Source organism: Streptosporangium sp. NBC_01639, from assembly GCF_045209755.1.
In the GTDB taxonomy this organism is placed as follows: domain Bacteria; phylum Actinomycetota; class Actinomycetes; order Streptosporangiales; family Streptosporangiaceae; genus Streptosporangium.
On sequence record NZ_CP109272.1, the window covers coordinates 6,917,871 to 6,944,422 of the forward strand.

Consider the following 26,552-nt stretch of genomic DNA (forward strand, 5'->3'; position numbering starts at 1 on the left):
GCCGCCGGTTTCCGGCGGTGAAAGGCGGGCACGCCTCCGGCGGCCACCTCGAAGCGTGAGGAGCCGGGCGGGTGCCGTCGTGCCCGGCCGTCCCGGGTGGAGGTCTCAGGCCGTCTGCTCCGCCCTGTCGGGGACGGGCCCGTCGGCCGCGGGGGTGGGAACGGAGTGGCGGGCGAGTTCGGGAAGGAGTGTGAGGAGCCCGAGTACGGCCAGGGCGGCGCCGAGCCAGAGCGGGGCCCGCAGGCCGAAGCCGTCGATGGCCATTCCGCCGACCGAGGAGCCGATGATGATGCCCAGGGTGATGAAGGAGGAGTGGACGGTGTTGACCAGTGGCCCGGCGTTGCCGGTGCGCTGGACGCGGGTGGCCATCGCGGGGTTCATGGTGACACCGACCAGGCCGATGCCCAGCATGAACACCACGGACGGGGCGCCGAGGTGGGCGAGCAGGGCGAAGCCGACGAGGAAGACCACGTTCAGGGCCAGACCGCACAGTTGGACGCCGACGGTGTGCCGGTCGGCGAGGCGCCCGACGATGTGGTTTCCGATCACGGTGGCGGCGCCGTAGGCGATGAGCAGCAGCGGGACGGTTCCGGCGCTGAAGCCGGTGAGCTGGGTGAGGATCGGGTTGAAGTAGCTGAAGGCGGAGAAGGTCGCGCCGATGATGAGGGTGCTGGTCGAGAACACCAGCCACAGCCTGCGGTTCCGGAAGACGGCGACCTCCTGCCGGAAGCCGCCGCCGTGGCCTTCGGCGCGCTCCAGCCGGGGCACACCGATCATCGTGGCGAGCGCGGCGAGTACGGTGAGGGCGCTGACCGCCCAGAAGGCGGCCCGCCAGCCCAGCTGCTCTCCGATCAGGGTGGACAGCGGCAGCCCCAGCAGGGTGCCCACCATCAACCCGTTCATGACCACCGCGATCGCCCGGCCGCGGGCCTGCGGACGTGACAGCTGGACCGCCAGCGAGATGGCGACTCCGAAGAACGCCTGGGAGGCGACACCGGTGATGGCGCGGGCCACGACCATGACCGAATAGGAGGGCGCCGTGGCGGCCAGCAGGTTGCCCGCGAGGAAGATCGCGAACAGGACCGTCAGCGCGGGTCTGGGGTGCAGTTTGAGCACCGCGATGGTCAGGAACGGCCCGCCGACGGCCATGGCCACCGCGAAATAGGTGATCAGATAACCGATCTGCGGGATGGTGGCGTCCAGTCCGACGGCCATCTGCGGCATCAGTCCGGCGACGGCGAACTCGCTGGTCACCAAGGCGAAGATGCCAAGAGCCAGCACATAGACAGCACGGGGCATGAGGGGTACTCCTGTGTTCGTGGCCATTGTTTTGCATCGATCGATGCAAAATTCGGGCATGCGGATGCGCCGCGGGGCGTCCGCAGTGGACCGACCGGTCGGTGGGTCGGTGGGTCGGTGGGTCGGTGGGTCGGTGGGTCGGTGGGTCGGTGGGTCAGTGGGTCAGGGCGTCCAGTGCCGTTTCCGCGACGGATTCCAGGGCGGCGCGGTCCGCGCCGCCCTGGGCGGCCACCCGGATTCCGGCGATCACGGTGTTGACGAACCGGGCGAGGGCGTCCGGGTCCCGGGTGGAGGCGATGTCGCCGTCGCGCTGCCCCGCCTCGATGACGGCCCGGAAGGACTCCAGCCGCCTGGTCATGTCGCGATCCAGCAGTCGGGTGATCTCCGCGTCGCGTCCGGCGAGCTCCACCGTGGTGTTGACGGTCAGGCAGCCGAAACCGCGGCCGTTCCGCCGGTTCTCGGACTCGTCATTGATGATCTTGGCGAACAGCGCGCGGATCCGTTCGGTGGCCGGCCGCCCCCGGTCCTCCAGGATCTCCAGCTGGGCGGTGGTCATGGTGTCGATATAACGGATCAGCGCGCGTTTGAACAGCTCGTGCTTGCTGGTGAAGGCGTTGTAGACGCTGCTGCGGTCCAGGCCGACGGCGTCACACAGGTCCCGGGTCGACGTGGCCTCGTAGCCGTTGGCCCAGAAGGCGCGCATCGCCGCGTCCAGCACCCGTTCCTCGTCGAATGTCCTCGGTCGAGCCATGGGGGCACGCTACACGTTTTACATCGATCAATGCAAAACTGTGCCCCGCTCTCCCCGTCGAGATGCGGTGTCCGTTCCGGTGGGGGCGGATGGTCGTGCTGTCCGCGGCGGCGGACGCTCCGGTCTCCGGTCTCAGGTCCGCGGCGGCGGACGTTCCGGTCCCCGGTCCCTCAGGACCGCAGGAGCTTCACCAGATGGGCGGTGGTGTCCTTCAGGACCGTCGAGGGGAGCACGGGTGCGGCCGCGATGGCGGAGAACAGGCTGGGCAGGCCCGGCAGGGGAAAGCCGTCGTCCCTGCTCGCCTCGTTGCCCACCTCGTTCTTACTCAGGATCGTCTGGCTGCGCTGCCAGGCTTCGAGGACCTCCTCGGGGGAGGGCACACCGAATCCGTGGCCCACCGGTGCCGCGTGGCGCAGCCGTACCAGCGGGGTGTCGGCGAAGGTCAGCGCCACCCGGGCGCGTACGGAGAGGTCTTCGCGGCGGCCGGGTTCCACCCAGTCCATCGCGGCGCAGGGGTTGCGGCAGGTGGCCACGCAGGTGGCGAACGCGCCCGAGGCCTGGCTGTGTTGTCGGTCCAGGTAGGCCCGCCAGCCCTCGGCGGGTTCCCCGGCCACCCGCAGGGTCCGGTTGGCGGCCGACTGCTCCGACTTCGTGTGGTCGCACGCGCGGTCGCCGATCACGCCGAACCTGCTGTCCGGCGCGCTGAGACCCGGGGGCCAGCGCACCGGGTCGCCCGCGTGGCCGAGCACCGGCTCGAAGGCGAGCAGCGGCAGATATTCGCTGGCGATGTGCACGGCGGCGACCATGGGGCTCAGCTCCCGCCGGTGCCACCGGACCGCGATCGTCTCCAGCAGCAGCCCGTAGGCGGGCCGCAGCGACTCCAGTGCGCCACGCGGCTGCTCTCGCGGGGTCTGCGGCATGGTGCACGCCCGTGCCCGGCGCCTCAGGTCGTTGGGTACGGCCCGCGCCTCGACGGCGAAGTCCTCGGCGTCGAGCGAGAGCAGTCGCTGCCCGAACTCGCACACCGCCTCGATCTCGCCCGCGTCCTCGACGATGCCCGGGGCGAGCGCTCCGAGGTCGCCGAAGGCATACCGGCGCGCCAGGGAGACGAGTAGATCACGTGCGGATTCCACTTGATCACCTTCTCATGGCGTCCGAATGGCAAATAGCGCTATCAACGCATAGTACGGATTTAATCCGTTCTCCCAGGTAAAGCATATTTTTACCACCGATCGGCGGGTGGTCGCCGTACCGGGCGAAGGGTGCGATGACGACGGCGGCGATGCGCGTCGTGCTCCTCTTGACCGGCTCGGTCGCTCCGGGGCCGGTGAACACGCGAGCGCCCCCCGCCTGGCGGCGGAGGGCGCTCGGAGTGTGGGTGTCAGGCCGCAGAGATGTCTTTGGCCTGTGCGCGCAGGGCGCGGCCGATGCCGTCGGCGCCTTCCAGCAGGAGGCGCCTGAGGGCGTGCGGGGGCTCCTCGGCGGAGATGAGGTCCTGGGTCCTGGCGACGGTCGCCGGGGAGATGGCCAGGGCCGGATAGCAGCCGATGGCGAAGTTCTGGGCGCTGTCGAAGGTCCAGGTCTTCCAGATCCGGCCGATCGCCTCGAAGTACTCCGTGGCGTACGGCTCCAGCAGGTCCGGGTGACGCGGGTCCATGAATCCGAGGATGGTCGAGCGGAGCACGGCGCCGCTCAGCTTGCCCTCGGTCATCGCGGCCCAGGCCTTCGCCTTGCCCTCGGCCGTCGGGATCGCCGCCCGCGACAGCGCGGCGGAGCGCTCACCGGTGGCGGTGGCGTCGCGCAGGAGCTCCTCGGCGATGTCGTCCTCGCCGAGCACGCCGCCGGAGACCAGGGCCTGGATGAGTGTCCAGCGCAGGTCGGTGTCCACGGTCAGGCCGTCGAGCACGGTCGAGCCGTCCAGCAGGCCCGCCAGGAACGTCAGGTCCTCGGCGGAGGTCGCCGCGGCGGACAGGGCGTTGACGTAGGCGAGCTGGTGGTCGGAGCCGGGCTCGGCCCCGGCGACCAGGGAGCGCAGGGAGGAGGTCAGCAGGGCCAGCCCCTGGGCACGCCAGGCCGGGTCGGCATACTGCTGGACGGCCAGGCGGGCCTGGCGGAGCACCGACTGCACGACGGTGATGTCCTTGACCGACGCGATGCCGGAGACGGTCAGGGCGACGTAGTCGCGGGTGGACATCTCGGCGTCACGGGTCATGTCCCAGGCGGCCGACCAGCACAGGGCGCGCGGCAGCGACTCGGTGAACCGGGCGATGCCACCGTCCACCAGTGTCCGCAGCGAACGCTCGTCGAGCCGGATCTTGGCGTAGGTGAGGTCGTCGTCGTTGATCAGAACAAGATCGGGCTGGACCTCGCCGACCAGCTCGGCCACCGCCGTACGCGCGCCGACCACGTCGAGCTCGACCCGCCTGGTGCGGACCAGCGCGTCCCCCTGCATGGAGTACAGGCCGATGGCGACACGGTGCGAGCGCAGCGTCGGGTAGTCGGCCGGAGCCTCCTGCAGCACCTCGAACTCCAGGAAACGGCCTTCCGCGTCGGTGGTGAACGACGGGCGCAGTGTGTTGACCCAGGAGGTCTCCAGCCATTCCTTGGACCACGACGACAGGTCGCGGCCCGAGGTGCGCTCCAGCGCGGCCAGCAGGTCCGCGAGGGTGGTGTTGCCCCAGGCGTGCTCGTTGAAGTAGTCGCGGACGCCGGCCAGGAAGTTGTCCAGCCCCACGTAGGCGACGAGCTGCTTGAGCACCGAGGCGCCCTTGGCGTAGGTGATGCCGTCGAAGTTGACCTCGACCGCGTGCATGTCGACGATGTCGGCGGCGATCGGGTGGGTCGAGGGCAGCTGGTCCTGGCGGTAGGCCCAGGACTTCTCCACGTTGGCGAAGGTCGTCCATGCGCCTTGGCCCCAGCGGGTGGCCTCGGCCTGGCAGAGCACCGACGCGTAGGTGGCGAACGACTCGTTCAGCCACAGGTCGTCCCACCAGCGCATGGTGACCAGGTCACCGAACCACATGTGCGCCATCTCGTGCAGGATCGTCTCGGCGCGCCGCTCGATGATCGCGTCGGTGACGCGGGAGCGGAAGACGTAGTCCTCCAGGAAGGTCACGCAGCCGGCGTTCTCCATCGCGCCCGCGTTGAACTCGGGCACGAACAGCTGGTCGTACTTCTTGAACGGGTAGCGGACGCCGAAGACCTTGTGGAAGAAGTCGAAACCCTGCCGGGTGATCTCGAAGAGGTTGTCGGCGTCGAGATGCTCGGCGAGCGAGGCCCGGCAGTAGAGGCCGAGCGGGATGCCGTCGTGCTCGGAGGTCACCTTGTGGTACGGCCCGGCGCACAGGGCGGTGATGTAGGTGGACAGCACCGGGGTGGCGGGGAAGTGCCAGCGCTTGGCGGCCTGGAGCGCACCGTGACGGCCGCGGTGCTCCACCAGCTCCTCGGCGGAGTCGGGCGCGGAGTTGGAGATGACCTCCCAGTAGGAGGGCGCGAGCACCGTCAGCTCGAAGGTGGCCTTCAGATCGGGCTGGTCGAAGCAGGCGTACATCCTGTGGGCGTCGGCCGTCTCGAACTGGCTGTGCAGATAGACGCTCTTGTCGACCGGGTCGACGAAGCGGTGCAGGCCCTCACCGGTGCGGGTGTAGGAGCAGTCGGCGTCGACGCGCAGCTCGTTGGTCTCGGCCAGTCCGGGCAGCGGCAGCCGCCCCGTTTCCTGGTCGTAGGCGCTCACGTCCAGCTCGGTGCCGTTGAGCACGACCTTGCGCACCTTGGCGTCGGCTAGGTCGATGAACGTGTCAGCGCCCGGCCGGGTGCTGGTGAACCGGACCGTGGTGACGCTTTCGAAGCGCTCCTCACCCTCGGTCAGGTCGAGCTCCACCGCATAGGACTGCACACTGAGCAGACGCGCGCGCGCACGAGCCTCGTCACGGGTCAGATTGCCTGCCACTACCGCTCCCTCGTCACAACTTCCCCCGCTCCGTTGCGAAGGGGTTCCTGAATCTTGCCACGTGAGACAGAAGATCGTCGCCCGGAAGGCCCTGAGACGAGCAGATCACTTCATCTGGGGATAAAGCGGCCAGTCAACGGGATAACCGATAAGCGGAATAGGAAACTCGGCGCCGTGGGTTGTCGTTACGTGAAGAAACTTCACGATCAGAAAGCTGAGAGATGACTGAGCGCACCCCGGTCGACCTCTGGTTCGACCCCTTCTGCCCCTGGGCGTGGATGACCTCCCGCTGGCTGCTGGAAGTGGAGAAGGTGCGGCCGATCGAGCCGCGCTGGCACATCATGAGCCTGAACGTGCTCAACGAGGGCAAGGACGTGCCCGAGAGCTACCGCGAGATGATCGGCAAGGCTCTCGGCCCGGTCCGCGTGGTCACCGCCGTGCAGCAGAAGTACGACTCCGCGACCGTCGGCCGGCTCTACACCGAGCTCGGCACCCGTTTCCACAACCAGGGCCGGCTCAAGCAGCTCGACACGCTCCGCGAGACCGTCGAGGAGGCGCTGGAGGCCGCGGGGCTCGACCGCGCGTTCGCCGACGCGATGGACTCCGAGGAGTTCGACGAGGCTCTGCGCGCCTCGCACAACGACGGCATCGACCGGGTCGGCCAGGAGGTCGGCACCCCGGTGATCTCGGTTGAGGACGTGGCGTTCTTCGGCCCGGTCGTTTCACCCGCGCCCAAGGGCGAGGAGGCCGGCAGGCTCTGGGACGGTGTCCGCCTGGTGGCCGGCGTCGACGGCTTCTTCGAGCTCAAGCGTTCCCGCACCCGGGGACCGATCTTCGACTGACCTGCGGGACCCGTCCTTCCTGGAACGCCTGACCGGGTGGGACGGGTTCTCGGTGAAGGTGATCATTCACTCTTATCCGAATATTACAACTTTTTAAGTATCTCGGTAATTTGTTACTTATAAGGGTGCTTCGCCGTACCCTCCTCGCGGAGGGCGGCCACAGACTCGAAGCGGGAAAGCCGTATTCGGCCAAATTGCGATCTCGATGCGGTCGAGTCGGTCTTCCGTGACCTGCTGGGCTCTCGCCTTATGACAGTTCACACGCAAGGATGAGAGTCATGCGTCACCTTTATCTGAACGGAGCCTGGCGGGCGTCGGCGTCGGGCGAGAGCATCGACGTCGTCAACCCCGCGACCGAGGAGACGATCGACAGGGTGCCCGCGGGCTCGCCGGCCGACGTCGAGGCCGCCGTGGCGGCGGCCCGTGCCGCCCTGCCCTCGTGGTCGAGCACGCCCTCCGCCGAGCGGGGCAAACTCCTCGCCGCGGCCGCCGAGCTGATCCGAGAACGCTCCGACCAGATAGCCAGGATCATCGCCACGGACATGGGTGCACCGTACGGCGTGGCGATGAAGGTGCAGACGCTGATGCCGGCCGGGGTGCTGGCCTCCTACGGCCAGCTGGCCGAGACCTACGACTTCGAGGGCGGCCGGGTCGGCAACTCCCGCGTCTTCCGCGAACCGGTCGGTGTGGTCGCCGCCATCACGCCGTGGAACTACCCGCTCCACCAGATCGTGTGCAAGGTGGGTCCGGCTCTCGCCGCAGGCTGCACGGTGGTGCTCAAGCCCAGTGAGGTGGCGCCGCTGGCGGCTTTCGCGCTCGCCGGGATCTTCGACGAGGTCGGGCTGCCCGCCGGGGTGTTCAACATGGTGAGCGGCTACGGTCCGGTGACGGGGGAGGCGCTGGTCACCCACCCCGATGTGGACATGGTGTCGTTCACCGGCTCCACGAGCGCCGGCCGGCGGGTCGCCTCGCTCGCCGCCGAGACCGTCAAACGGGTGGCCCTGGAACTCGGCGGCAAGTCGGCCAGTGTGGTCCTGCCGGACGCGGACCTGGCCGTGGCGGCCAAGGTGACCGTGGCCAACGCCTTCCTCAACTCGGGCCAGACCTGCTCGGCATGGACGCGCATGATCGTCCATCGGGACCAGTACGACGACGCCGTCGGGCTCGCCGTCGAGGCCGCCGGAAAATACACCGTGGGTGATCCCTTCGACGAGCTCACCCGCCTTGGCCCGCTGGTCTCCGCCGCGCAGCGCGACCGGGTCGTCCGCTACATCAACCGGGGCCAGGAGGAGGGCGCCCGGCTGGTCGCCGGAGGCACCGACCGGCCCCTGGACCGGGGCTTCTACGTGGAGCCCACGGTCTTCGCCGGGGTGGAGCCGGGAATGGTGATCGAGCAGGAGGAGATCTTCGGCCCGGTCCTGACGATCATCCCCTACACCCGCGGCGAGGACGAGGCCGTCACCATCGCCAACGGCACTCCCTACGGCCTGGCCGGTGCGGTGTGGGCGGGCGACGAGGAGCACGCGATCTCCGTCGCGCGACGACTGCGCACCGGCCAGGTGGCCGTCAACGGGGGCCAGTTCAACCCCCTGGCCCCGTTCGGTGGCTACAAGCAGTCGGGCCTGGGACGTGAGCTGGGCGAGTTCGGACTCGAGGAGTATCTGGAGATCAAGTCGATTCAGTTGTGACCCGGGAGGCCACTGCCGGTTTCTTCGAAAGTGCTGAGCGACGCCGCAGGGATGGCCGTCGCGGGAGGTTCCGGGTAAACCAGTCCTGAGGAATGTTCTGCCTCTCCGAAGGGCGCCGAATGAAACTGGGCACCAAACGTCTGGGCGCGTTCGACCTGGTGATCATCGTGGGTGGGCTGGCGCTGGTGCTGCTCGCCGTACAGAACCTCGGGCCGGCCCTGGCGGCACTGCGCGGTGAGGGCACCTGGGGCACCTTCACCGCCCGTCAGGTCGAGTGCGTCCAGCATCCCGGCCACGAGCAGTGCAGCTGGCTGGGGGAGTTTCGGAGCGGCCGGCAGTCGCGCCCGGAGGTCGCGCTCTACGGCACCGACCGGGGGACACTCGTCCCGGGGCAGGTGGTCAGGGCCTTCGACACCGGCCGCCGGGGGCACGTCTACGGTCCCGGCGGCTCGAACGAGTGGGTCATGATCGCGTTGCTCCTCGTGGCCGGGCTCGGCCTGGCGGCCTGGCCGCTGCGCCGGAGCACCGCCGCGGCTCCAGCCGGCTGAGGGCGCGGCGCCCGGCCCGCCCGCTCAGGGAGCCCGGAAGAGGACCTTCCGGGCGCCCGGTCAGGGAGCCTGGAGGAGGACCTTCCGGGCGGCGTCCTTGGCGAGGCGGTCGACGTAGAGCCGCCCGTCGAGGTGGTCGCTCTCGTGCTGGAAACAGCGCGCCAGCAGGCCCCGCGCCTTGTGCTGGACCGGCCGGCCCAGACGGTCGAAACCGCGGACGGTGACCCCGGCGGCCCGGGGAGTCCTGGCGTAGATCGGTGTGCCGGTCTCGCGGCCGGGCACGGACAGGCAGCCCTCCTCGTCGAGGACCTCCGTGTCGTCGTCGACCGTCAGCACGGGATTGATCAGATGACCCTTGCGGTTGCTGCAGTCGTAGACGAAGACCCGCTTCGCCACGCCGACCTGCGGACCGGCCAGGCCGACGCCCTGCGCGGCGTACATGGCGGCGAACATCTCGTCGATCAGGCGGCGCAGGTCACGGTCGAAGTCGACGATCGGCTCGGCGGGCGTGCGCAGGACCGGATCCCCGACCACTCGGATGTCACGCATGGGGACTCTCTCTTGTAAGGGTTGGAATGGCATGCCGGTCGTTACTCTAGTGGGGGTGGGGGTCGAGCCGTCCACACACACCTGCGAAACTGGGCGGGTGCGCGTCTACATCGGTGCCGACCATGCCGGCTATGAGCTCAAGAATCACATCGTCTCCTGGCTGAAGGAGCACGGCCACGAGGTGACGGACTGCGGGCCGTTCGTCTACGACCCCGAGGACGACTATCCGCCGTTCGTCCTACGGGCGGCCGAAGGCGTCGCGGAGGACCCCGGCAGCCTGGGAGTCGTCATCGGCGGCTCGGGCAACGGGGAGCAGATCGCGGCCAACAAGGTGCGCGGCGTCCGCGCCGCCCTGGCGTGGAGCGAGGAGACCGCCACGCTCGCCCGCGAGCACAACAACGCCAACGTCGTCAGCGTCGGCTCGCGGATGCACACGCAGCAGGACGCGACCCGGTTCGTCGAGGTCTTCCTGGGCACCGCCTACTCGGGCGCCGAGCGGCACAACCGCCGGATCGCGCAGCTCACCTCCTACGAGACCATCGGCCAGCTCCCCTCGCTGCCGTAGGCCCGGACCGGCCCCTCCGCCGGAACCCGCCCGCTCGCCGTAGGCCCGGACCGGCCCCTCCGCCGGAACCCGCCCGCTCGCCCGTCGCGGTCGGGCAGGCGGTTCGACGGCCGGGCCTTTCCCCCGGCGGGCTTCAGGAGGAGGGGGCCGGCCTGGGGCGGGGCGGTTCCCTGCGTGCGGGCTCCCGGCGTGGTGTCTCGTCACGGAGTGGGCGCCGGTCGGCGCCGTCCTGCTGCTCCTGCGTGGGCCGGGAGACATCCCTGGCCCGCATCGCGGTGATCGCGCTTATCTGCAAGCTCTGCAACGCCATGCCGTCACCCTTACCCGCCGGCCCCGCGTGCCACGCTCACCGCCGGTCCGGTCAGAAGACCAGACCGGCCCAGGGAGCGGGCTCCCACGACATCGCGACGGACAGCTCCCGTACGGCTCCCGCCCGCGCCTCGCGCACCGCACCCGCCGCCAGCAGCGGCGTGAGCGGACGGCCGCCCAGGTAGGCCGCGCCCAGCGCGTCGACCGGCAGCGTCAGGTCCGCCGGCTCCTCGGTGGGCACGCACCGGGCACCGGAGGTGTCGGCCGACAGCCGCCAACGGCGGGCGTTCCACGGACAGAGCGCGTCCTCGACCTCGATCACCACGTCCACGGGTGCCGAGTAGCGGCGCGCGGGCAGCGCCCGCTCGACGTCCACGACACGGACCCACAGGTCGTCCAGCCACCCCGCGTTGAGCCGGCGCGGTTCGGCCAGCAGGTGGATGAGCGGATCGTCGACGGGACGCTGCGCGGCCCGGACGCGCACGACCAGGTCGCGGTCGAGCAGGTGCCGCCAGAGCAGCGCGTAGGCGGCCTGGTCCAGGCCGAACAGCTCCCTGAGCCGCAGCTCGCCGTCGGGCATGTCGTGTTCGGTGGCACCCGCCTTGATCCGGAACAGCGCGTAGCCGCGAGGACCCCCGTGGTCCTCGACGACCACGGCGCGCAGCGGCCCGGCGCCCCTGTGGTCGGCCTCGTGGTCCGAGAGCACCACGTCCCAGCGTCCGGGCGTGCGTGCGTAGAGTCCCGGACGGCTGTCGAGCGCGGCCTCGAAGACCTTCTCGAAGACCGCCCTGGTCTCGGCGGGCCTGACGACGCGCAGCCGTAGCGCCGGGTCGGTCGGGGCGTGGCCGGCGAAGGTCGCACCCCGCGTGGGAATGTCGAAGAAGAGGTTGTCGGCGGCCCTGCCGTAGCCGAAGCGTCCGTAGATCGCCGCCTCGGAGGCATAGAGCGCGGCCACCGCCTCGCCCCGCTCGTGCAGGTCGTTGAGCTGGCGGGTCATCAGCGCGGACAGGATTCCCCTGCGGCGGTGCGAGGGCAGCACGCCGACCGCGGTGACGCCGCCGACCGGGATCGGCCCGCCGGGGACCGTCATGGTGAAACTGCAGACCGCGGTGACGCCCACGAGCAGATCGTCCTCGAATGCGCCCAGCGAACGGTCGAACTCGGTCGTGCCCCGGTACAGCTCCGCCCTGTGCGGGGGTACGGCGTTGCCGAACGCCTCCTCGTCCAGCGCCATCCAGTCGGACCACTCGTTCTCGGTCATCGGGCGCAGATTAAGGCTCATTTTTCCTACGGTAGATGGGGCAAACCGTTCCGGCCATTCAATATCCGCCCTTAATGATCAAGGCATTGGTCAAGTGGGCTGCCCAAACGGGGAGCGGCCCTATACAGTCGAACCCATCATGAGTTCCCGTCCCGTGCCGCTGATCCCTCCGGGGCTCCGTGCGTTCCTGGTGCGGGTCCCCCTCCTGGTGCCCATCGTGCGCTTCCTGCGCCGTGGGCCACTGGCCCGCGACCGCAACCTGCTCATCACGCTGATCGTGCTGAGCCTGGTGCTCGGCGGCCTGGCCGCCCGGTTCTCCATGGAGTGGTTCTCACCGGCGCTCATGATCCCGATCACTCTCGTCGGTGGTCTCCAGCTCAGGCTGCGCAGCCTGGCCAAGCTGCTGTGCGCGGTCGCGGCCGCCCTGCTCTATGTGGGCATCGTGCGCGGAGTGGGACACATCGGTCCGGGCCTGCTGGCCACATTCGGGTTCACCACCGTGTTGGCGGCGCTGATGGCCCGCACCCGGGGCAAGCTCGGCGTGCAGGGACTGCGCGGCGACGTCATGCTGCTGGAGCTGCGTGACCGGCTCAAGAGCCAGAGCGAGCTGCCCCCGCTGCCCAAGGACTGGGACTCGCGGGTGGTGCTCGAACAGGCCGGCGGCTCCTCCTTCGGCGGTGACTTCCTGGTCTCCATGCGCGAGGGCGACACGGTGGAGCTCGCCCTGGTCGACGTGTCCGGAAAGGGCGTCGACGCGGGCACCAGGGCCCTGATGCTGTCAGGCACCTTCGGCGGGCTGCTCGGCTCGGTCACCGACTTCCTGCCCGCCTGCAACACCTACCTGCACCGTCTGCGCGAGGCCGAGGGCTTCGTCACAGCCGTCCATGTGCGGCTCAACCTCGTCACGGGCGAATACGTGATCACCTCGGCCGGGCACCCGCCAGTGGTCAAGTTCGAGGCGGGCGCCGGCACCTGGCGGGTCTCTCCGGCCAAGGGCGTGGTTCTGGGCATCGTCCCCGACCTGCACTGTGAGCCGGACCGCGGCACGCTCCGCAAGGGCGAGGCGCTCATGCTCTACACCGACGGGCTGATCGAGCAGCCCGGCCGTGACATCGACGCGGGCCTCGACCGTCTGCTGGGCGAGGCCGAACGGATGCTGCCCTCCGGGTTCCGCGAAGGTGCCCGCGAGCTGGTCACCTCGATGTCGGCGGGGCACAACGACGACTGCGCCCTGATCCTCATCTGGCGTCCCTGAGCACGACCGCCCCTGAGGGTGTGGATCCGCGCGCCGTCACAGCGAGCACGTCCGCCCTCCCTGAGGGCGTGGATCCGCGCGCCGTCACAGCCAGCCGGAGTCGCCGGCGATCCGCACGGCGTCGAGGCGGTTGCGGGCGTGCGTCTTGCACATGATCCGTGACATGTGGTTCCGGACCGTTCCCACCGACAGGAACAGCTGGTCGGCGATCTCGTTGGAGCGCGCCCCCTGGGCGGTCAGCCGCAGGACGTCCAGCTCTCGGGGGGTCAGCGGGTTCTCGGCCGACTCCAGGGCGGCCACCGCGAGCTCCGAGTCCACCGTCCGCCGGCCGGCCGCGACCTGGCGGACGCCTTCGGCCAGCTGCTCGGGCCCCACGTTCAGGCTCATGAATCCGAGCGCGTGGACGGCGAACGCCCGGCGGACCTGACCGGGGTTGGGGTCTCGCGACAGCAGCAGGACCCGGCAGCCGGGGGCGCTCTCGTGCAGCCGGAGGGCCGCGGTGAACCCGTCGACCCCGGGGAGATCTAGGTTGATGACCGCCGCATCGGGCCCGTGCTCCAGAACGGAGGGCACGACGTCTTTTCCGCTGTCCACGTCGGCGACGACTTTCAGGTCGGCCTCACACTCCAGCGCCGCCACCAGGCCTCGCCGTACCAGTGGAATGTGCTCGGCCACCAGGATCCCGATCAAAGCACTCCTCGCACTCTCGTCATCTATGGGTGATCAAACGACTGCGTAACGTAAACAAAGTGTCTCCATTTCGCAAAGTTCGCGCAAGTGGCGCGATCGACAGGCCTTGCCGCCGGGGGGTTCCGGTCCCGAATACTTCGGCTAATCTCGTATGGGGCGTCGTCGATAATCCGCAACCGGGGGTATGGACCTGTGAGCTGGCTCTTCCTGATCGGGGTCATCGTCTTCGCCCTGGGATTGGTGGTGTCGATCGGGCTGCACGAGATCGGCCACCTGGTGCCCGCGAAGCGGTTCGGCGTCAAGGTCACCCAGTACATGATCGGCTTCGGGCCGACCATGTGGTCGTGGCGCAGGGGCGAGACCGAGTACGGCGTGAAGTGGATCCCGTTCGGCGGCTACATCCGCATGATCGGCATGCTCCCGCCCCGGCCCACCGACGCTCCGGGCAAGGTGCGCTCGACCGCCACCGGACCGTGGCAGGGCCTGATCGAGAACGCCCGCGAGGTCGCGCTGGAGGAGGTCCGGCCGGGTGACGAGGACCGGGTCTTCTACCGCAAGCCCTGGTGGCAGAAGGTCATCATCATGAGCGGCGGCCCGGCGATGAACTTCGTGCTGGCGTTCGTCATCTTCGCCATCGTCATCATGGGCTTCGGCGTCCCGGTGCTGAAGCCGGTCGTTTCGGGGATGACCAAGTGCGTCATCCCCTACAGCGAGTCGCTGAAGCCGGGCCGGTCGTGCACCCCCGCCGACCCGCCGACGCCCGCGGCGCAGGCGGGTGTCAAGCCCGGCGACAGGATCGTGGCGTTCGACGGTGTGCCGGTCTCCTCCTGGGAGGAGGCCACCAAGAAGATCAGGGCGAACGGGGCCGGGGCGATCACCCTCGGCATCGTGCGGGACGGGAGACCGCAGACGCTGAACGTCACCCTGATCTCCCAGGACCGGCCGACGCTCGACGACCCGGAGAAGATCGAGAAGAACGTCGGTTTCCTGGGTGTCGCGCCCACGCAGGTCATGGAGAGACAGAACTTCGGCTACGTGGTCGGCCACATGGTGGATCTCACCGGCAGGGTCGCCGAGTCGATGGTCGATCTGCCGCAGAAGATGGTCGGCGTCTGGAACGCCGCCTTCTCCGGGGACGAACGTGACCCCAACGGCCCGGTCGGCGTGGTCGGAGCGGGCCGGATCGGCGGTGAGATCGCCGCCTCCGCCGCCCCCGCCGAGAACAAGTTCGTCGCCCTGCTGAGCCTGCTCGCCGGATTCAACCTGGCCATCGGCATGTTCAACCTGATCCCCCTGCTGCCTCTCGACGGCGGCCACATCGCGGGTGGGCTCTGGGAGGGGATCAAGCGGGCCTTCGCCCGTGTCACCCGCAGGCCGGAGCCGGCGCACGTGGACATCGCCAAGGTGCTCCCGCTGACCTATGCGCTGGCCTTCACGATGATGATCCTGTTCGGCCTGCTTCTCTACGCCGACCTGGTGAACCCGATCCGCCTCGCGGGCTGACCCGGCCGGCCTGCCGGGCCGCGACGGGCACGGGCCGGACCGTCCCCACCGGTAGGGTTTGCTCGTGAGGGACGGGACGCCGGGAGCGGCGATCGACGTGGCGCTGTTCCGCCTGCGCCGGATCTGGGCGCGGCCACTGCGTTCCCGCAAGCCGGGAGAGCCACAGCGGCCGGTGCAGCTGTCGAACGTGATGGTCGTCCACGCCGTACACAAACTAAGCCTGGACCTGCCCGAGGTGACCGTCGGTGCCGTCGCCGAGCAGTTGGACGTGGATCCGTCCACGGCCAGCAGGCTGGTCAACGATGCGATCGGCGCGGGGTTCGTGGAACGCGAGGAGTCGGAAGTGGACGCCCGGCGCGCCCGGCTGGTGCTGAGCGACCGGGGGCGTCGGGTGCTGGATGTGGTCGTCCGGCACCGGCGTATCTACCTGGACGGGTTGATCGCCGACTGGGATGAGGCGGATCGTGAGATCTTCGCCCGGTTGCTCACCCGTTTCGCCAAAGCGGCCGTGGCCCATCCGGCAGACCTGGTCAACCTCGACCAGATGATCGCCGAGGCGGTCGAGGGGACCTCGGAGCCCACTACTCCCCGGTGACGCCGTCGATCTGCTCGCGGATGACGTCGGCGTGGCCGTTGTGCCGGGCATACTCCTCGATCATGTGGATGAGGATCCAGCGCAGTGAGACGTTCTCTCCCTTGCGCTGCTGCTTGCCCACGGCCTCGGAGGGCAGGCCGGCGGAGAGCTCACGGGCGCGGTCGATCTCGGCCTGCCAGCGGGCGAACGCCTCCTCGGCGGAGGCGGTGTCCACGAGGTCGAAGTCGCCGTCCGGCTCCTGTTCGGTCCAGTAGAGCGCCGGGTTGTTCTCGCCGTTGAGGATGTCGCCGAACCAGTAGCGTTCCACCTCGGTCAGGTGGCGGACCAGCCCCAGCAGGGAGAGCGTCGACGGTGCGATCGCGCGTAGCCGGAGCTGCTCCTCGGACAGGCCGGCGCACTTGGTGGCCAGGGTCTCCCGATGCCAGTCCAGCCAGGAGTGCAGCATGGGGAGCTCGTCGGCGACATAGGGGGGATCAATGCGGAGGTCGGTCATGAGGCCCCATCATGACCGGGTGCATGGTCACTGTCACATCGTTATCTGCCGGATGCGCCTTTGGTGGCGGGGGGTCTTTTCAGCGTGTGTGAATGGCAGCCATCAGGATCGGCCTCGGTCCGGTTGAACCCACCGGGCGGCATGTTGTCAGGGACCGAAGCTCCAGACGTTGCCGACCGGGCGCCCGCCGCGTCGTAGGACGGTGCCGAAAAGCTCGGTGAGTTCCTCGTCCATGTGCGCGACGAGCGCGCAGCGCCGTCAGCGTGATGAGCGGGAAAGAGATCTCGCGTTACGGCGAAGTACCGGTGACAGCATTCGTGATACCCGAGATTGAGCCCTGTGCCGGAGATGCCCGTATGACAGAAATCAGCACATGACCGCCGAAACCCGCGAGGAAGTGAGCGACGCCCAGCTCGTGCACTGGTTCCGAGCCGATCCGGAACTGTTCACGGCCGTTTACGACCGCTATTTCCGCGACATCTACCTGTACGTCGCCGGACGGCTGGACGTGTAGGCGGGCGAGGACATAGCAGCGGAGACGTTCTGCTTGGCATTCCGAGACCGTGACCGGTTCGACCCTGCACGCGGTGGTTTGCGCCCGTGGCTGTTCGGCATAGCCACGAACCTGATGGCCCGGCACCGGCGCCAGGAGACCCGTCACTATCGGGCACTGGCCCGCGTGTCGGCCGAGCCGGAGGCCGGTGGCCACGAGGACTCGGTCGTCGACTCGGTGGCCGCCCAGCGCATGAAGCCGCAGCTCGCCAAGGCTCTCGCCACTCTGAACAAGGGTGAGCGCGACGTCATCACGCTCGTCTCCCTGGGCCAGCTGACCCACCAGGAGGTGGCCGAGGCGCTCGGCGTCTCCTACGGGACGGTCGGTTCCCGGCTCAGCCGGGCCCGCAAGAAGATCAACGATTCCCTCGATCAGGAGGCCTTCCATGGATGAGCTGCGCGAGATCGGTACTCTCCTGGCCAAGCCGGAGCCACCGCGAGAGGCGGTCGATCGCGGTAGGCGCCGGCTCCAAGGCACGATGCGCGGCCGCACCCCGTCCCGGCGGCGGCCGGGCTGGCTGGCGGGCGGCCTGGCTGTGGCGGCCACGACGGCGGCCGTGATCGTGGTCGTCACCGGCTCGATGTCCCCCACCGCCCCGGCGCCATCGGCGCAGTCCACGCAACCCACGCAGTCTCCCGCGTCCGCGCTGTCCGCCGCACATGTCCTGCTCGTAGCCGCCACCACCGCCGAGAACCTGCCCGAACCGTCCGGCGCATACTGGCACGTCACCGAGGTGTACAAGGACGACAGCGGCCAGGTGATCGCAGACAAGCAGGCGGAGTACTGGTTCCGGCGAGACGGTCGGAGCTGGGCCAAGCTACCGTCCCTGAGCCGGAAGGAGACCATACTACGTTTCACCGGTCTGCGGCCGTTCCGGCTCGGTCCCCTGGAAATGAGCTATGAGGAACTGCGTCGGCTCCCGGCCGATCCAGACGCGCTGGTGGAGCGGCTGCGGACGGGGATCGCCGACGCTGTCGACAGCGGCGATATCAGGACGAGCGCCGGGCGGCCGTCCGACGGCGACCAGGACGACTATGTCTTCTACGCGCTGACCTCGCTGATCAGCCAAGCACCCGTCGAACCGGACCTCCGCGCCGCCGCGTTCCGGGCGATCGCGTCGTTGCCGAACGTGCGGAGCCTGGGCGAGACGGACGGCGGTGGGCAGAGGCTTCAGGTCACCCTGTCGTCCAGTCAGGTCGAGCTGGTCGTGGACCCGGAGGCCGCGCAGTTGCGGGACACCAGCTTCTATATCCCCTGGAGCGGCGGTCTGACGCACGCCACGAAGGGGACCGTCACAATGCAGACCGAATGGACGGACAAGCGGCCCCGCTGAGGCCTGACCGGGGCGAGGGCGAGGGGTTGATCTCGGTGCGGCCGTCGTCCGCCTCGGTCAGCTCCGATCCATGAGATGGAGTCATCTCGCCTGGGCAGGTCGGAGTCCACTGCCGGCGCGTGCCGCGCCGTACGGTCAACACCGCGTCCTGCGGATGCAGCGGCACCACGCCGTTCGCGAGCACCAGGTGTGCGGCATCTCTCACCGAGACCTGTTTCACCCTGGACACCATCGCGCATCAGATGCTGTTCGACCCCTTCTCAGAGCATCGAGATGTGGACATGGTCGAAATGGTTGGCGGTGACGCTGCCGCGGTCGGACATTGAGCTCCAACCGGAGCCGGAGTTGATGCGCTGGCGCCAGATCACGTATTTGACCCCGAGGGTGGCCCTGTTCTTGATGGCCCAGGCGGCGATCTCGTCGCCGAGGGCGACGTGGGCCGCGGAGGGCATCGACCCGCCGGTGCTCATCATGAAGTCGCAGGCCCGGCCGAGCGGATGTTCGCCGCCGTCGTTCTCGGCCCGGTAGCAGCCGATCTCGTAGGGGAGGGGAAAGCGGTTCTGAACGGCTCCGCGCATGATCCGGGTGCGGTCGGTGATGTTGTCGGCACCCGTGGGCAACTGGGGAGACCAGGTGCCGTCGGCACGGCGGCCGGAGCCGGTGGGGACGAGCGCGTCGAGCTTCTTCTCGATGTCGCCGATCACCTTCTCGGCCTCCTTGCGCTGAACCTCCACCGCTCCGGCCTCCTCGGTGATCTGCTTGGTGAGCAGGGACGCCCTGTCCGCCGCCTGTTTCCTGAGGTCCCGGCTCCGGGCGAAGCCCTGCAGGGAGGCGCTCTCCTGGGCGGCGAACTGCTCCATGATCACAGCACCGCTCAGGTCGGTGGAGAACAGCAGCGAGGGCAGGTCGCCTGTGTTGCTCTGATAGCTGAGCTGTGCGATGGAGTCGACCCGCTGCTCGGCTTCGGCGTAGGCCTCCTCGGCCTTGCGCAGGTCCGTCTTGGCCGTTCCCTCGGCGTCCTGGGCCTTCTTGAGGGATTCGCGCTTGGCCGCGTAGGCCTCGATGAGCTTGTCGACCTTCTTGTTCAACGTTGTCAGTTCGGCACGGAGCTGGGACTCGTCCGGTTTGGGGGCCGCGTTGCCGGTGGACACGGTGCCCAGGGTGAACGTGAGGGCCGAAATCACGGAAACGGTCAAGGCCGCATGGCGACGGAACGTGGGGGACAGAGCCGCCACGACTCTCCTCTCCTTACGCCTGCCGGGTTAGCTGACGGGTTCGGGCTGGAGGAAGCCCTTCCACCGAAGTGGTTCACCCCAGATGCGGTGGTTCCCCGGCTCCCGGGCGACGCGCCCGGAATTAGGCATATCGGACACAAGGTCCGATGGGTGAGGATGGTAGTGGTAAATACGAGGTAATGCGACCTTAATCCGAGATCAATCAGTGATCATCCTGTGACAATCGATCGCAGCAGGCGTGCCGTCTCCTCCGGCAGGACGTCGTTCACGAAGGCGCCCATGGCGGCCTCCGATCCGGCGAGATACTTCAGCTTGTCCGGCGCCCGGCGGATGCTGAACAGTTCCAGATGCGCGTAGGAAAGGTCGCGGCCGACACGCGCCGGCGCCTGGTGCCAGGCCGCGACGTACGGCATGGCCACACCGAACAATCCGTCCAGACGGCGGAGCACGTCCGTGTAGAGCGGGCCGAACGCCGCCCGCTCGGCGGCCTCCAGCGCGCACAGATCCGGGACCTGCCGATGCGGGTAGAGGTGGACCTCCACGGGCCAGCGCGCCGCGGCGGGGACGAAGGCCGTCCAGTGCTCGTTCGACGCCACCACCCGGACCTCCGCCTCGCGTTCGGCGGCGAGCACGTCGGCGAACAGGTTGCCGCCCGTCCGCTCCCGATGTCGCCCGGCCGCGCCGAGGGACAGCCTGGTGCGCGGGGTCACGTAGGGGTAGGCGTAGATCTGGCCATGCGGGTGGGCCAGGGTGATGCCGATCTCCGCGCCCCGGTTCTCGAAGCAGAACACCTGCTCCACGCCGGGAAGCGCGGACAGCTCCGCCGTACGGTCGATCCAGGCCTCCATGACCAGCTCGACCTGGTCGGCGGACAGGCGGGAGAAGGACGAGTCGTGATCGGAGGTGAAGCAGACCACCTCGCATCGGCCGATCCCCGGGCGGACCTCGCTCAGCCCTCCGACCTCGATGTGTTCACCCGTCTGGAAGGAGAAAGAGGGGAAGCGGTTCTCGAAGACGGCCACGTCGTAGGCCCCCGAAGGGATCTCGGTCGGGTGGCCGGGAGTGGACGGGCAGAGCGGGCATTCGCTTGCCGGTGGGAGGAAGGTGCGGCCCTGGCGATGTCCGGCCACCGCGATCCACTCCTCGGTGAGCGGGTCGTAGCGCAGTTCGGAGGCCGGTGGGCGGGGCGGAAGATCGCGCTCGTCGAGCGCGCCGCGGTCGGCGTCGTCGTTCCGGTCGAAGTAGAACAGTTCCCGGCCGTCCGCCAGGTGGGTGATCGTGCGCTTCATCGGATGAGGGCCTCGTTCTCTGGCTGCGGCTGAGCGATGATCAGCTCTCCCACCTGGGCGGCGAGCTCGTCGCGGGCCTCGTCCGGCAGGCCCGGGTCGGTGATCACCACGTGGGCCCGGGCCAGTTCGGCGATCGTGCTGATCCCGACCGTTCCCCACTTGGTGTGGTCGGTGAGCACCACCAGGCGGTGCGCGGAGGCGACCAGCTCGTGGTCGGTCTCCGCCTCCAGCAGGTTGGGGGTGGTGAACCCGGCGCGGGCGCTCATTCCGTGTACGCCGAGGAAAAGGGTGTCCACGTGGAGCCGGCGGATCGCCGCCACGGCGACCGGGCCGACCAGCGCGTCGGAGGGGGTGCGGACGCCGCCGGTCAGTACGACGGTGCGGTCGGCGCGGGGCGAGCGGTGAAAGACGTCGGCGATCCAGATCGAATTGGTGATCACCGTCAAATCGGGCACGTCGACCAGGAAGTGGGCCAGTGTCCAGGTCGTCGTCCCCGCCGACAGCGCGATCGCCGTGCCGGGCCGGACAAGCCGGGCGGCGTGCCGGGCGATCGCCTCCTTCTCCGGTTGCTGGCGCATCGACTTGACGGCGAATCCCGGCTCCTCGGTCGAACCGGGCCCGGCGGCGGTGGCTCCGCCGTGCACCTTCGCCACCTGCCCGCGTTCGGCCAGTACTTCGAGGTCCCTACGGATCGTCATGTCGGACACGCCGAACTCGCGGACGAGGTCGGCGACCCTGACCCCGCCACTGTTGCGAACCCGGTCCAGAATCGCCTGCTGCCGCTGCTGGGCGAGCATTGACCACTCCCTAATCAAACAGATTCCACCAAATTATCACAAGTCCCATCGGTTGCCGGTGTTGAATCCTGGTGAATAGCTGTTCACAGCCGGTCAAGCTCGGCATGGATGTTCGCTCTGGCCTGCGCCTCCAGATCCGCGATCCGGAAGATCGCAGGCCGGTCAAGCAGCGAGCGCAGCACGGCCGCCCGGCCCTCCCGGAAGGCGTCGTCCGGGACGAAGGAGTACTCCTGACGTACGGCCGCCGCATAGGCCGTGTAGATCTCGGGCGAGGTGGCCAGGATCGCCAGATCGGCGTCGCACAGCACGGCGCCGTCCGGATCGTCGGGTGCGGGGTCGTGGGTGGCGGTGAGCCTGACAAGCCGTGCCACCGTGGCCACCGCATCGGCGGGCAGCCCCATCTCGGGCAGCGCGCGCTCCGCCAGCCGGGCACTGCGCTCCTCGTTGTCGTCGCGCCGCGGATCGTAGACGGCGTCGTGGAACCAGGCCGCGAGCCGTACGAGGTCGGGGTCCGCGGCGTTTTGGGCCAGCATGTCGATGTGGGCCAGGGTGGCCTTCAAGTGGTCGGCGGTGTGATAGCTGCGGTGCGGCTCGCCGTACCGGGCGATCAGTTCCCGGCCGAGATTCTCCGCCTCGGGTCCGGCCAGGGCTCTCCAGCGGTCCATCAGTTCCGTACTCATGTGCGAACCCTAAAACCATGGCCGGTGGTCGTGTCGACCGCTCTGCCGGGGCCGGCGGGGATCCGGTCGGCAGGAAAACCCCAGAAAACCAATATGAATGGGCCATAACCGTACAGATCTATCCAAGGCCTTGTACGGCGGGCAGGCAGGGAGGAATGTGAAGGCCGGACCTTGGAAGAAGGGCGGTCGGCATGGGCAGGCGGGCGCGTAAGAGCCGGGCACGGAGGAAACGGAAGGCCAACCACGGCAGGCGGCCGGCGGCCCACTAGCCGTGCCGGTCCCATGAGGCGAGCAACCTGGTCTGGAGGTCGGCGGCCGAGGCCGCGGACCGGGGCTCTCCGGTGGTCGCGGTCGGGCGGTCGCCCGTCTCCTTCGCATCGGCGGACCAGATGGCGCAGGCCTCGACAAGCTCAGGGTCGAGCCGCTCGTCGGCGCCGATGGCGCGTGCGAGGTCCCAGGTGTGGATGAGGGCGTCGGCGAACAGTTCGTTGATGTACTCCTCGCCGGACACGTCACCGAACGACAGATGGACGACGCGTGTCAGCGATCGTTCCTCGCCCATCGCCTGGACGGCGGCTATCGCCGAGATGTCGAACGCCTTCACGGGGTCGTCACCGAGCAGGTCGCCATCGAAGGCGTCACCGACGTCCGCGACGGGCCGTCCGGCAAGCAGGTGGGAGGCCCATCGACTCTCCCCGACCACATGGTTGACCAGGGCGCGCACATCCCAGTCCACGCAGGGTGTCCGGTTGTCCCAGTGCTCGGGCCTGATCTGGTGTACGAGGGCGCCGAAGTGGTCCAGCGCGCGTCGGTAGGCCTCACGGGCATCGATAGTCATCATGTCCTCCCGAGTCGTCATTTCGACCGTAACTCCTGGGAGGAGCGTCGTCATCGTGCCCAAGTGGCATGCTCGGCGCCTTCGGCGCTTGGTCTCACGGCAGGCTCTGCTCCACCCAGACGACCTTGCCCTTCGGCGTGACGCGGGAGCCCCAGCGGTGGGCCAGCCAGTTGATGAGGTGGAGTCCGCGACCGGTGTCGTCCTCGCTGCCGGCCTCACGCATGACCGGCATCACGAGAGAGTGGTCGGTCACCTCGCACACGAGTGTGGGACCGCGGAGCAGGCGCAGTCCGACCGTGCCCGAACCATGCTTGATCGCGTTGGTCACCAGTTCGCTGATCATGAGCTCGGTGGCGTCGGCGATCGCGTCCAGCCGCCACTCGGTCAGCGTGGCGCGGACGGAGCGGCGGGCCGTCGAGGCGGAACGGGGGTCCGGGTCGAGCGTGATCTCGACGATGTCGTCCTCGCCCAGCTCTCGTACCCGGGCCAGCAGCAGCGCGATGTCGTCGCGTTCGTGCCCCGGGCGCTGCGCGTCGATCGTACGGTCGCAGACCTCCTCCAGGTCCTGGTTCCGGTCGGCGAGCAGATCGCACACCATGCCGATGCCCTCGTCGATGTCACGCTCCCGGCTCTCCACCAGGCCGTCGGTGTAGAAGGCCAGGAGGGCGTCGTGCGGAAGGACGAGCTCGTGCATCTCGACCGTCTCGTTGCCGATGCCCAGCGGGAGCCCGGGGGGCAGCTCCAACCGTTCGGGCCGTTCACCCGGCCGTACCAGAATCGGTGGCATGTGCCCCGCGGAGGCGATCGCGCAGCTCCTGGTGACCGGGTCGTAGGTGGCGTAGACACATGTCGCGATCTGGGTGGCGTCCAGGTCCTGGCTCATCCGGTTGAGCCGGAACAGCACCTCGGCCGGGCTGAGGTCGAGGCTGGCCAGGGTGCGGGCGGCCGTGCGGAGCTGGCCCATCGTGGCGGCCGCCCTGATGCCGTGCCCCATGACGTCGCCGACCACGAGGGCGACCCGGCAGCCGGGCAGCGGGATCACGTCGTACCAGTCGCCGCCCACCCCCACCAGGTCGCTGGCGGGCAGGTAGCGGGAGGCGATCGTCAGACCCAGCGGATGGTAGAGGTCGGCCGGGAGCAGGCTGCTCTGCAGGGTCAGCGCGGTACGGCGCTCGCGGTTGTAGAGCCGGGCGTTGTCCAGGCAGACCGCGGTCCTGGCCGCCAGTTCCTCGGCGAGGGCGATGTCCTGTTCCTCGAACGGCTCCGTGTCGGGCCTGCGGGTGAAGATGACGAATCCCAGCACCTGGCCGCGCGCCTTCAGCGGAACCACCAGGAACGAGCTGTCTTCCAGCACCCGGGACACCGAGTCGCGCTTCCAGAACCGCCCGATCTCCTCGGCGGTCCGGCGGCCCAGCCGGGGGTAGAGGATCGGATTGCCGGTGGCCATGCACCGGGCATAGGGCGTCCACGCCTCGTAGACGGCGACCTCGTCGACTGGGAACGCCCTGGCGTACTCGCCGGGCTCGGGGTCGGACACGCCGACCGCGATCCGCCGCACCAGTGCCGTGCCGTCGGTACTGCGCTGCGGGAACTCCCCGTCGGTCATGAGCCGGTCCTGGACCAGGATGCCCGCCGCGTCCGCGAAGCGCGGCACGGCGACGTCCATCAGCTCCCTGCCGGTCTCGAACATGTCGAGGGTGCTGCCGATCCGCTTACTCGCCGCGTTGAGCAGGGACAGCTGCTCGTGCATGGTGGCGGGGCTGCTCATCCGAGGTGCCGCGGCGGCCGGGTCCTTGGTGACGAATTGACGGTTCATTCGCTCCACCGCGGGGCCGGGACGGGAGTCCACCAGGTGGTGAGGCCGAGGTCCTCGGCGATGGCGTTGGCGCCGTTGTACCCGGGGGCAGCGGAGACCGAGCCGCCGGGGTGGCTGCTCGCGCCGCAGAGATAGAGGCCGTCGATCGGGGTGCGATACTGCCCGAGCTCGGGGACCGGCCGGTTGCCGCCAAGCTGGACGGGTTCGTAGGCACCGACGTGGTGGCTGCCGCGGACCATGTTGACGCAGTGCCGCTCGATGTCGAGCGGGGAGAAGACCCGTTTGCCGAGCACCGCGCCTTTGGCGAGGTTGGGCGCGTACTCGGCCCACTCCGACAGCAGCCGCTCACCCACCTCCACGCGTTGGCGGTCCCAGTTCTCCGGATCACCGTCGAGGTCGTAGGGGGCCCACGGCCACCAGAAGGCCACATGCTTGCCGTCCGGAGCGTAGGAGGGGTCGAACAGCGAGGGACACGCGCCGTTGCCCGCCAGCCGGTTGGGGAGTCGTCCCTGGTGGATCTGGTCGAAGGTACGGCCGAGCTGCTCGCTGTCGTCGGCGCCGAGGACGACGAGGAAGGCCCGGTCCACATCGGGCTCGAACTCGGCCGCCCGATAGCGCGGCGCCTCCTCCAGGGCGAGATGCAGGGTGACGAGACTGTGCCCGGCCCATCTGTAGTCCTCGACCTTGGCCGCGATCTCGGCGCCGAAGTTCTCCGGGCCCGCCAGCCGTACCGTCTGGGGGGCGTCCACGGCACTGGCCACGAACCGCCGTGCACGGAGAAGGGGACCGGTGGCCAGCTTGACTCCGACCGCCCGGCCGTCGTCGACGAGGATCCGCTCGGCGTGCGCTCCGGTGATCACTGTGCCGCCGTGCTCCTCGATGACGCCCCGCAGCGCGTTCGCCACGTTCACGGCGCCGCCCACGGGCACGCCGAGCCTGGCGATCCGGGAGAGCAGGCGAGGGAAGAAACCGCCGGTCCCGGGCACGTTCTCGATCGAGATGGCATGTAGGAAGGACTTGAACAGCACCCTGACCTGCTCGCTCTCGAAGTTCCTGTCCACCGCCTCATACAGCGACAGGGGCATGTAGCTCAACAGCTCCCGGCCTAACTCGCCCTGGAGCCGTTCGGCGAGCACAGGAGGCGGCAGCGGTCTGGAGTACAGGAAACCGTTCATCAGATCCCGGGCTGCCTCGGCGTAGCGCTCGTGCAGTTCCAGCCACCGGTCCGCGTCTGCGCGGGAGAATCGGGCGAAGGACTCGGCGGTGCGCTTGGCGTCGGTGTAGACCGTGATCGCCCGGCCGTCCCTGAAGATCGTGGAGTGCTGGGTCTCGGGATAGACGTAACGCAGGCCGTACCGCTGGAGTTCGAGATCGGCCGGGACCGGTCCCTCTTCCAGGAAGTGGTAGCTGCTGTGGGTGTTGTGCCGGAATCCGGGAAGGGTCAGCTCCTGAGTGCTGCAGCCGCCGCCCGCCTCGTCGTTGCGCTCGACGACCGCGACGGACAGACCCGCCCTGGCGAGATAGGCGGCGCACGTGAGCCCGTTGTGACCGCCACCGATGATGACGCCGTCGAACTCCGTCACGTTCTCCTCCAGTGCGACTTGACTGCCCTTCCTGGAGAATCGTAAAGAACGATCTATGCCGAAGCCCGCATTTGACGGAGATTTCTAAATATTTGTCGATCTCGTGATGATGTACCGATATGTGAGGTTTG

General features: G+C 68.9%; 27 protein-coding genes and 1 riboswitch. Of the genes, 11 read left to right on the forward strand and 16 right to left on the reverse strand.

The window, feature by feature from the left end:
- Window positions 1-105: 105 nt before the first annotated feature.
- From OHA77_RS31520 to pepN, 4 genes are all read right to left on the reverse strand, one after another.
- Window positions 106-1,299, reverse strand: a complete 1,194-nt coding sequence (locus tag OHA77_RS31520) for an MFS transporter (protein ID WP_406312995.1) — start codon at window positions 1,297-1,299, stop codon at window positions 106-108.
- Window positions 1,300-1,453: 154 nt separating this feature from the next.
- Window positions 1,454-2,050, reverse strand: a complete 597-nt coding sequence (locus OHA77_RS31525; protein ID WP_326824562.1) for a TetR/AcrR family transcriptional regulator — start codon at window positions 2,048-2,050, stop codon at window positions 1,454-1,456.
- A 170-nt stretch (window positions 2,051-2,220) separates the two neighbouring features.
- Window positions 2,221-3,183: a hypothetical protein gene (locus OHA77_RS31530; RefSeq protein WP_406312996.1), complete on the reverse strand. Its 963-nt coding sequence runs from the start codon at window positions 3,181-3,183 to the stop codon at window positions 2,221-2,223.
- A 248-nt stretch (window positions 3,184-3,431) separates the two neighbouring features.
- Window positions 3,432-5,999 (reverse strand): aminopeptidase N, encoded by a 2,568-nt coding sequence (pepN, locus tag OHA77_RS31535; protein WP_406312997.1) that lies wholly within the window; start codon window positions 5,997-5,999, stop codon window positions 3,432-3,434.
- Between the two features lie 221 nt (window positions 6,000-6,220).
- Between pepN and OHA77_RS31540 the strand changes: the two genes are divergently transcribed.
- The 3 genes from OHA77_RS31540 (at window position 6,221) to OHA77_RS31550 (ending at window position 9,077) form a co-directional block, all read left to right on the forward strand.
- Window positions 6,221-6,841, forward strand: coding sequence for a disulfide bond formation protein DsbA (locus tag OHA77_RS31540; protein WP_326824559.1), 621 nt, complete (start codon window positions 6,221-6,223; stop codon window positions 6,839-6,841).
- A gap of 278 nt (window positions 6,842-7,119) precedes the next feature.
- The gene (locus OHA77_RS31545) at window positions 7,120-8,529 is read left to right on the forward strand and encodes an aldehyde dehydrogenase family protein (protein WP_406312998.1); all 1,410 of its coding nucleotides are present in this window, start codon (window positions 7,120-7,122) and stop codon (window positions 8,527-8,529) included.
- Between the two features lie 119 nt (window positions 8,530-8,648).
- On the forward strand, window positions 8,649-9,077 hold the full coding sequence (locus OHA77_RS31550; RefSeq protein ID WP_406312999.1) for a hypothetical protein: 429 nt from the start codon (window positions 8,649-8,651) through the stop codon (window positions 9,075-9,077).
- A gap of 60 nt (window positions 9,078-9,137) precedes the next feature.
- Here the strand turns inward: OHA77_RS31550 and def are convergent, their stop codons facing one another.
- Window positions 9,138-9,626 carry a peptide deformylase gene (def, locus tag OHA77_RS31555; RefSeq protein WP_326824556.1) on the reverse strand — a complete coding sequence of 163 codons (489 nt, stop codon included), beginning with the start codon at window positions 9,624-9,626 and terminating at the stop codon, window positions 9,138-9,140.
- 97 nt (window positions 9,627-9,723) lie between these two features.
- On the opposite strand from def, the gene OHA77_RS31560 reads away from it, so the two are divergent.
- Window positions 9,724-10,191 carry a ribose-5-phosphate isomerase gene (locus OHA77_RS31560; RefSeq protein ID WP_326824555.1) on the forward strand — a complete coding sequence of 156 codons (468 nt, stop codon included), beginning with the start codon at window positions 9,724-9,726 and terminating at the stop codon, window positions 10,189-10,191.
- 133 nt (window positions 10,192-10,324) lie between these two features.
- On the opposite strand, the gene OHA77_RS31565 is transcribed toward OHA77_RS31560, so the two are convergent.
- Window positions 10,325-10,501 (reverse strand): hypothetical protein, encoded by a 177-nt coding sequence (locus OHA77_RS31565; RefSeq protein ID WP_406313000.1) that lies wholly within the window; start codon window positions 10,499-10,501, stop codon window positions 10,325-10,327.
- A gap of 51 nt (window positions 10,502-10,552) precedes the next feature.
- Entirely contained in the window at window positions 10,553-11,761 is a 1,209-nt protein-coding gene (locus tag OHA77_RS31570; protein ID WP_406313001.1) for a GNAT family N-acetyltransferase, read from the reverse strand.
- Between the two features lie 139 nt (window positions 11,762-11,900).
- On the opposite strand from OHA77_RS31570, the gene OHA77_RS31575 reads away from it, so the two are divergent.
- Window positions 11,901-13,016: a PP2C family protein-serine/threonine phosphatase gene (locus tag OHA77_RS31575; RefSeq protein ID WP_326824552.1), complete on the forward strand. Its 1,116-nt coding sequence runs from the start codon at window positions 11,901-11,903 to the stop codon at window positions 13,014-13,016.
- Window positions 13,017-13,100: 84 nt separating this feature from the next.
- Here OHA77_RS31575 and OHA77_RS31580 read toward each other — a convergent pair whose 3' ends face one another.
- Complete coding sequence (locus OHA77_RS31580) at window positions 13,101-13,706, reverse strand: response regulator transcription factor (RefSeq protein WP_326824551.1); 606 nt, start codon at window positions 13,704-13,706, stop codon at window positions 13,101-13,103.
- 192 nt (window positions 13,707-13,898) lie between these two features.
- Here OHA77_RS31580 and OHA77_RS31585 point away from each other — a divergent pair, with 192 nt between their 5' ends.
- Window positions 13,899-15,209 (forward strand): M50 family metallopeptidase, encoded by a 1,311-nt coding sequence (locus OHA77_RS31585; RefSeq protein ID WP_326824550.1) that lies wholly within the window; start codon window positions 13,899-13,901, stop codon window positions 15,207-15,209.
- Between the two features lie 64 nt (window positions 15,210-15,273).
- A complete protein-coding gene (locus tag OHA77_RS31590) occupies window positions 15,274-15,804 on the forward strand; it encodes a MarR family winged helix-turn-helix transcriptional regulator (RefSeq protein ID WP_326824549.1) in 531 nt (176 codons plus the stop codon).
- On the opposite strand, the gene OHA77_RS31595 is transcribed toward OHA77_RS31590, so the two are convergent.
- A complete protein-coding gene (locus tag OHA77_RS31595; RefSeq protein WP_406313002.1) occupies window positions 15,791-16,297 on the reverse strand; it encodes a DinB family protein in 507 nt (168 codons plus the stop codon). The genes OHA77_RS31590 and OHA77_RS31595 overlap by 14 nt on opposite strands.
- Window positions 16,298-16,670: 373 nt before the next feature.
- On the opposite strand from OHA77_RS31595, the gene OHA77_RS31600 reads away from it, so the two are divergent.
- The 3 genes from OHA77_RS31600 to OHA77_RS31610 are packed head-to-tail and all read left to right on the forward strand — an operon-like array spanning window position 16,671 to window position 18,183.
- On the forward strand, window positions 16,671-16,811 hold the full coding sequence (locus OHA77_RS31600; RefSeq protein ID WP_406313003.1) for a hypothetical protein: 141 nt from the start codon (window positions 16,671-16,673) through the stop codon (window positions 16,809-16,811).
- A 33-nt stretch (window positions 16,812-16,844) separates the two neighbouring features.
- Window positions 16,845-17,243 carry an RNA polymerase sigma factor gene (locus tag OHA77_RS31605; protein WP_406313004.1) on the forward strand — a complete coding sequence of 133 codons (399 nt, stop codon included), beginning with the start codon at window positions 16,845-16,847 and terminating at the stop codon, window positions 17,241-17,243.
- Entirely contained in the window at window positions 17,236-18,183 is a 948-nt protein-coding gene (locus OHA77_RS31610; protein WP_406313005.1) for a CU044_5270 family protein, read from the forward strand. Before OHA77_RS31605 ends, OHA77_RS31610 begins: the two co-directional genes overlap by 8 nt.
- A 260-nt stretch (window positions 18,184-18,443) precedes the next feature.
- Here OHA77_RS31610 and OHA77_RS31615 read toward each other — a convergent pair whose 3' ends face one another.
- From OHA77_RS31615 to OHA77_RS31630, 4 genes are all read right to left on the reverse strand, one after another.
- The gene (locus tag OHA77_RS31615) at window positions 18,444-19,379 is read right to left on the reverse strand and encodes a coiled-coil domain-containing protein (protein WP_406313007.1); all 936 of its coding nucleotides are present in this window, start codon (window positions 19,377-19,379) and stop codon (window positions 18,444-18,446) included.
- 41 nt (window positions 19,380-19,420) lie between these two features.
- Window positions 19,421-19,556: riboswitch (cyclic di-AMP (ydaO/yuaA leader) on the reverse strand.
- Between the two features lie 71 nt (window positions 19,557-19,627).
- On the reverse strand, window positions 19,628-20,707 hold the full coding sequence (gene galT, locus OHA77_RS31620; protein WP_406313008.1) for a galactose-1-phosphate uridylyltransferase: 1,080 nt from the start codon (window positions 20,705-20,707) through the stop codon (window positions 19,628-19,630).
- Window positions 20,704-21,504: a DeoR/GlpR family DNA-binding transcription regulator gene (locus tag OHA77_RS31625; RefSeq protein WP_406313009.1), complete on the reverse strand. Its 801-nt coding sequence runs from the start codon at window positions 21,502-21,504 to the stop codon at window positions 20,704-20,706. The genes galT and OHA77_RS31625 overlap by 4 nt, the downstream gene beginning before the upstream one ends.
- Before the next feature lie 83 nt (window positions 21,505-21,587).
- Complete coding sequence (locus OHA77_RS31630; protein ID WP_406313010.1) at window positions 21,588-22,184, reverse strand: HD domain-containing protein; 597 nt, start codon at window positions 22,182-22,184, stop codon at window positions 21,588-21,590.
- Window positions 22,185-22,375: 191 nt separating this feature from the next.
- On the opposite strand from OHA77_RS31630, the gene OHA77_RS31635 reads away from it, so the two are divergent.
- A complete protein-coding gene (locus OHA77_RS31635) occupies window positions 22,376-22,453 on the forward strand; it encodes a 50S ribosomal protein bL37 (protein ID WP_406319904.1) in 78 nt (25 codons plus the stop codon).
- On the opposite strand, the gene OHA77_RS31640 is transcribed toward OHA77_RS31635, so the two are convergent.
- The 3 genes from OHA77_RS31640 to OHA77_RS31650 form a co-directional block, all read right to left on the reverse strand.
- Window positions 22,450-23,022 carry a TIGR03086 family metal-binding protein gene (locus OHA77_RS31640; protein WP_406313011.1) on the reverse strand — a complete coding sequence of 191 codons (573 nt, stop codon included), beginning with the start codon at window positions 23,020-23,022 and terminating at the stop codon, window positions 22,450-22,452. The genes OHA77_RS31635 and OHA77_RS31640 overlap by 4 nt on opposite strands.
- A gap of 94 nt (window positions 23,023-23,116) precedes the next feature.
- Complete coding sequence (locus OHA77_RS31645) at window positions 23,117-24,838, reverse strand: SpoIIE family protein phosphatase (protein WP_326824540.1); 1,722 nt, start codon at window positions 24,836-24,838, stop codon at window positions 23,117-23,119.
- Window positions 24,835-26,421, reverse strand: a complete 1,587-nt coding sequence (locus tag OHA77_RS31650; protein ID WP_406313012.1) for a phytoene desaturase family protein — start codon at window positions 26,419-26,421, stop codon at window positions 24,835-24,837. The genes OHA77_RS31645 and OHA77_RS31650 overlap by 4 nt, the downstream gene beginning before the upstream one ends.
- Between the last annotated feature and the right edge of the window lie 131 nt (window positions 26,422-26,552).